Raw genomic sequence first — 4,632 nt, forward strand, 5'->3', positions numbered from 1 at the left:
GGCCGCGAGCAAAGGTAATCGAGCATTTGGCGGAGCTGGCTGCTCGCGCCGCGGACGCCACATAAATATCGGAAAAGGGGACATCATGTATCGCGACTTATTGATGGCTATCGCAGACTGCTTCGAGCTCATCGCAGATGACTACGCCGGCCACGAAGGCGAAGTTGCTATTTTGATCGAGCAGTGCCAGCAAGCGATTGAAGACACGCGCGAGGGCGCACTCGGTCCCTAGGAGCAACGCGAGCTTGACTATGCGCGCACAGCACAGCGCGCCGGATGGCTCAGACTGGCGCTGACGGCAGCCGAAAAGGCGCTTCTGGTTAGTCAACTGCCACCGGCCGAGTACGCATACGGTGCGAACTACGCCTGTCAAATGACACAAAGTCTTCTGGACCCAAAGACCAGTTTATAAGGCACAGCGAGCAGCGCTGGGACTGTTAAAAGGAGTGGGGGTTTCGGCGCGGTAGCATTGGACCTTGCTGGTGTCTATGCCGAGATGTGCGATGAAGATCGTCATTCGCGTCGAATTGATTACCGACTGGGGTGATGCAAAGACGATCGAGGTGGGCCGGATTGACCGGCCAAGCCAAATGCTCGATGCCGAATCGGTAGGGCTGTCGATGGCGGAGGGAAAGCAACTGCTTCATAACCTCCAACAGGCGGTGTTCCCCGCCCAGACCGACGAAATCTGCACCTTGCGGCGCATCTGTCGACGATGCCATCGCTGGACGGCGTTGAAGGACTACCGGCAACGCGAAGTGGATACCGTGTTTGGTACCGTCAGCTTCCGCAGCCCACGCATTGTGTCGTGTGCCTGCGAGCCGCCTTGGTATTTGGAGGCAGCGTTCTGCCCGCTATGGGGGTGGAGCAAGCTGAGCGCGAATTTCTATCATAAGCGCCAAAGTTATACAGATTTGCCGAATTATTCTGGAATGTCGCAGTCGGTGCCGTTTCTGGATACCGGAACAGTCCTGGCGTTGCGACGACGGTCCCCAGAAACGATATCCGACGCCGTCATTTGCAACTTGATGCGACCGAACGCCGCAAGGGAACTGCGCAGTTCATTTATGAAAACGATGGGCTTCTATGACTGCGAGACCTATGATAGAAATTCGCGCTCAGCTTGCTCCAGCCATGTGCACTACGTGACACTGACGCCCGCGAGTTGTGCGATTTCCTCCCGTCGCAGGCCTCGCCCGCGCCGGCGCCCGACCACGAAGCCGAAATTCTCCGGTTTAAGCTTGGCTCGCCGGCTTCTTAGGAACAGGCTCAACTCCTGAGCAACGAAATCATCTTTCATGCTTGTCGGAGGCAGCTGGAATGATGCGGTTCAACGTAGCGAGAGCAGATAGCTCACCACGGCCGGGCCACCGCATAGAGGCACCGAACAAAAAACGACAGGATTTCGTCGCGAGCGGCAATGGTGGGCTGTCCTGCGGCGTCGATCAGATGAGCCGTAACCACGCTGTGCGGACATCCCACGTGATGCGCGAAGAACGGCGCCACATCCAGGTTGGCGGCACGGTCCGGAAGCACGCGCGCGACGAAGCGCTCGCCGAGTGCCTCCGCATAGGCGGCAAAGCGTTGGGCGCGGCAAAACCGATCACCTTCGAATCGGTATGCCAGCACCTCGAGGTTCTCCCGCTCAAGCCGCGTGCGGACGGCTTCGAGTTCGCCTGGCGCGATTTCCAGACCGGCCGCGTCGTCGAGCGGCAGCGACGGTTGACATAGCACCGGCGCCAACATCGCGGGCTCGAGCATCATCGAGAGCGCGAAGTTTCCGGTGAAGCACATGCCGATCGCACCGATGCCAGGGCCGCCGCATTCCTCATGCGCAAGCCTGGCGAGCGCTCTCAGCCACTGCGTGACCGGACTCGATTCGTTGGCGGCAAATGCGCGAAACTCCGCGCTGACGCACGCCCGGCGAAACACGTCCACGCCCTCCCGCGCATCCGGCACGGCTCCGTCGCGGCCAAACAGCGACGGCATGTAGACGGTCAGACCCGCATCGCACACCCACCGCGCAAATCGTGCGACGTGCGGGCTGATACCAGGCATCTCGGTCATCACGATCACGGCCGGCCCCAAGCCGGCGACGTGCACGAGCTTTGTCGCACCATCGAGCGTGATCTCGCGGTGAACGAAGTCGTCGAGGGGATCGTCCTCTGTCAGGTTGCGCGGTTTCATGGATTCAGGCCTGGGCCTCATCGACGAGATGCCGCAGATGTGTATACCCGCACATCGAGAAGTCGGACAGACGCCATAGCGCGCCGTCGGCAACCTCGCGCAGATCACCGACGTGGCAAGTCGACGCTTGTCGGCCGGCGGCATCGCCTCTTCGAACGCCGCGTGCATGAGCCGCGCATACTGGGCACGGTCGCGCGCATCGACGACGGCCGGCGAAGACACGACCGCGAGGCACCATTTGCGTCGTAAGGTCGGCCCCACTGCAGGTCCAGGCACCGGCATCGACCTCCCCGACCAACACCCAACAAAAGAAGCGCTTGCGCGGATCGGCCGGTATCCGCCCGGCCTCGGCTGCGGCCTCGTTGACCTTTTGCACCAGCGCAGCGCGTCGCTCGCCGCGAAAGGAATGGCTGGGAATCTTGATGAGGACGTTCGGCATGTGGCGCTCCGGCGCATGAAATGGAACGCTTGCATTAGAGGCGTTCCAACTCGAGAATGACAGTGTCCGAATCGACATCTTTCAGGCGTTTTCCGACAATGCAGGATTACACCGTTCTCGTTCTCGATGGCGCCTATGCGACGAGCGTGGCCGTCACGCTAGACATCCTGAACGCGGCCGCCGCGCTGGCACCGCGTACCGGCGTCGCATCGCCCCGGTGGCGGATCGTCTCGGTCGGCGAGGTTCCGGTTCGGCTGCAAAGCGGCATGTCTGTCGAAGCGGAGAAGATCATGAGGCTGCCGCGAGCCGATCGGTCGACGTGGATCGTTCCCGGCCTGGGCCTGAATCGGGCCGACGACGCGCAGAAGCGATTCGAGAAAGACGACGCCGAGCTTGTAATTCGCCTGCTTCGGCACCACGCACGCCGCGGCGGCCATGTCGCGGCGTCATGCTCCGCCGTCTTCCTGCTGCAACGCGCGGGCCTGCTGGACGGACGCAAAGCAACCACCTCATGGTGGTTGGCGCCGGCTCTTCAGCACCTCGCACCGGCGTGTTCGGTCGACGCCGGCCGCATGGTGTGCGCTGACGGGCCGGTGGTGACAGCGGGTGCCGCCTTCGCGCAGACCGACCTGATGCTGCACCTGCTGCGTTCGCGCTGCGGCAGCGCGTTGGCTGAGGCCGTATCGCGGTTTCTGCTCATCGATGGCCGTCAGGCACAGGCGCCGTTCGTCGTTCCGGAGGTGCTGGCGAATTGCGACGATCTGGTGGCACATCTCGCGGCGCGCATCGAACGCGCGCTGCCGACACCGCCGACAATCGTCGAGCTTGCCCGTGATTTTTGCGTGTCCGAGCGAACGCTCGCACGGCGTGTACGACATGCCACAGGCAAGAGCACGCTCGCGCTGATTCAAAGCGTGCGTCTGCGCCGCGCGCGAGCCCTGCTGGCATCGAGTCGCATGACCGTGGAGCAGGTCGCGGCCGAAGTCGGGTACCAGGATGCCACCGCATTGCGGCGCTTGATGCGCAAGTTGGCGGGAGCCAATCCCAGTCAGTTCAGGCCACCGCGAATAGTGGCTTAATTGGCGTTGGTGGCTGGCATTGACGCCGCGCGCGTCGGGCTGTGGGGCACATCGCTGGGCGGCGGTCACGTGCTCGCGGCAGCTGCAAGTGATCCGTCGATCAAGGCCGTCGTTAGCCAGCTCGGCTTTGCTGACGGCGAACAGGTTGTTACGCGCAACATGACTGAAGCCGAAAAACAGGCATTCGTCGCGACGCTCGACCGCATGCATGAAAAGAAACTGAACACTGGCAAGGAGATGTTCGTCGCGATCACGAAGGTGCTGACAGACGAACAGTCGAAGGCGTTTGTCGAAGAAAACCGGCAACGCTATCCCGCGATGGACATCAAGATCCCATTCCTGACCGTTCGCGAGATGCTGAACTACAAGCCGAAGGAGCATGCTGCGCGTGCCCGGTGCTGGTGGTCATTGCCGGCGAAGATGGCGTGAACCTGCTGAACCATGGTATCGCACTCTTTGAAGCCGTATCGGCAACCACGAAGAAACTTCACGTCGAGAAAACCGCCGGTCACTACGACATGTACGATGGGCGGCACGTCGACAGCAGCATCGACAAGCAGATCGACTGGTTCCGCCAGCACGTATAACTGTTTGCGAGTTTCCTTCCAGTTGATGAAATCGGCTGAGAGCTGCGCCAAGCAAGCGTTTGAGCTGCATCTAGCGAATCGGGTAGAATGCCGGACCTTTGCAGGTCGGGGTTATCGTCCACCCAATAGCGGAATTAACGAACCTCAACAACTGGACGGCGACTGGGCGACTATCGACATGCTTGCGCCTCTGCCAATATCCCTCGCCACTGCTAATCACCGTCATTTGGACTGAGCAGCCTTGCTCCGTCATAAGTGAGCAACCGCGACGACGATCAGCAGTGCAAGAATCACAAAACCGAAGACGGACAGGGGATTGCCTGCGAAACGCTGCCAGCGG

8 protein-coding genes are annotated in these 4,632 nt (G+C 61.2%); 5 read left to right on the forward strand and 3 right to left on the reverse strand.

Annotation, left to right across the window (positions count from 1 at the left end; all coding sequences use genetic code 11):
• The coding region (locus AC3WLT_RS36850) for a hypothetical protein (RefSeq protein WP_492596474.1) at positions 1–232 on the forward strand (232 nt) is incomplete at its 5' end.
• A 271-nt stretch (positions 233–503) separates the two neighbouring features.
• Positions 504–1,280, forward strand: coding sequence for a hypothetical protein (locus AC3WLT_RS36855; RefSeq protein ID WP_492596475.1), 777 nt, complete (start codon positions 504–506; stop codon positions 1,278–1,280).
• A 73-nt stretch (positions 1,281–1,353) separates the two neighbouring features.
• Here the strand turns inward: AC3WLT_RS36855 and AC3WLT_RS36860 are convergent, their stop codons facing one another.
• Both AC3WLT_RS36860 and AC3WLT_RS36865 read right to left on the reverse strand, forming a co-directional pair.
• Entirely contained in the window at positions 1,354–2,187 is an 834-nt protein-coding gene (locus tag AC3WLT_RS36860) for a dienelactone hydrolase family protein (RefSeq protein ID WP_492596476.1), read from the reverse strand.
• A 4-nt stretch (positions 2,188–2,191) separates the two neighbouring features.
• Complete coding sequence (locus AC3WLT_RS36865) at positions 2,192–2,626, reverse strand: tautomerase (RefSeq protein ID WP_492596477.1); 435 nt, start codon at positions 2,624–2,626, stop codon at positions 2,192–2,194.
• A 98-nt stretch (positions 2,627–2,724) separates the two neighbouring features.
• On the opposite strand from AC3WLT_RS36865, the gene AC3WLT_RS36870 reads away from it, so the two are divergent.
• Genes AC3WLT_RS36870 through AC3WLT_RS36880 form a run of 3 tightly spaced genes read left to right on the forward strand, consistent with a single transcriptional unit; the run spans position 2,725 to position 4,292 of the window.
• The gene (locus tag AC3WLT_RS36870; protein ID WP_492596478.1) at positions 2,725–3,705 is read left to right on the forward strand and encodes a GlxA family transcriptional regulator; all 981 of its coding nucleotides are present in this window, start codon (positions 2,725–2,727) and stop codon (positions 3,703–3,705) included.
• A 9-nt stretch (positions 3,706–3,714) separates the two neighbouring features.
• Positions 3,715–4,134 (forward strand): alpha/beta fold hydrolase, encoded by a 420-nt coding sequence (locus AC3WLT_RS36875; RefSeq protein ID WP_492596479.1) that lies wholly within the window; start codon positions 3,715–3,717, stop codon positions 4,132–4,134.
• Positions 4,131–4,292 carry a hypothetical protein gene (locus AC3WLT_RS36880; RefSeq protein ID WP_492596480.1) on the forward strand — a complete coding sequence of 54 codons (162 nt, stop codon included), beginning with the start codon at positions 4,131–4,133 and terminating at the stop codon, positions 4,290–4,292. Before AC3WLT_RS36875 ends, AC3WLT_RS36880 begins: the two co-directional genes overlap by 4 nt.
• Positions 4,293–4,541: 249 nt before the next feature.
• On the opposite strand, the gene AC3WLT_RS36885 is transcribed toward AC3WLT_RS36880, so the two are convergent.
• The coding region (locus AC3WLT_RS36885; protein WP_492596481.1) for a hypothetical protein at positions 4,542–4,632 on the reverse strand (91 nt) is incomplete at its 5' end.

It is taken from the genome of Paraburkholderia sp. FW306-2-2C-D06C, assembly GCF_058781505.1.

Bases quoted from the DNA above. Each gene is read 5' to 3' on its own strand.
- AC3WLT_RS36855 (WP_492596475.1), top strand. From the start codon at position 504: ATGAAGATCGTCATTCGCGTCGAATTGATTACCGACTGGGGTGATGCA.
- AC3WLT_RS36860 (WP_492596476.1), bottom strand. From the start codon at position 2,187: ATGAAACCGCGCAACCTGACAGAGGACGATCCCCTCGACGACTTCGTT.
- AC3WLT_RS36865 (WP_492596477.1), bottom strand. From the start codon at position 2,626: ATGCCGAACGTCCTCATCAAGATTCCCAGCCATTCCTTTCGCGGCGAG.
- AC3WLT_RS36870 (WP_492596478.1), top strand. From the start codon at position 2,725: ATGCAGGATTACACCGTTCTCGTTCTCGATGGCGCCTATGCGACGAGC.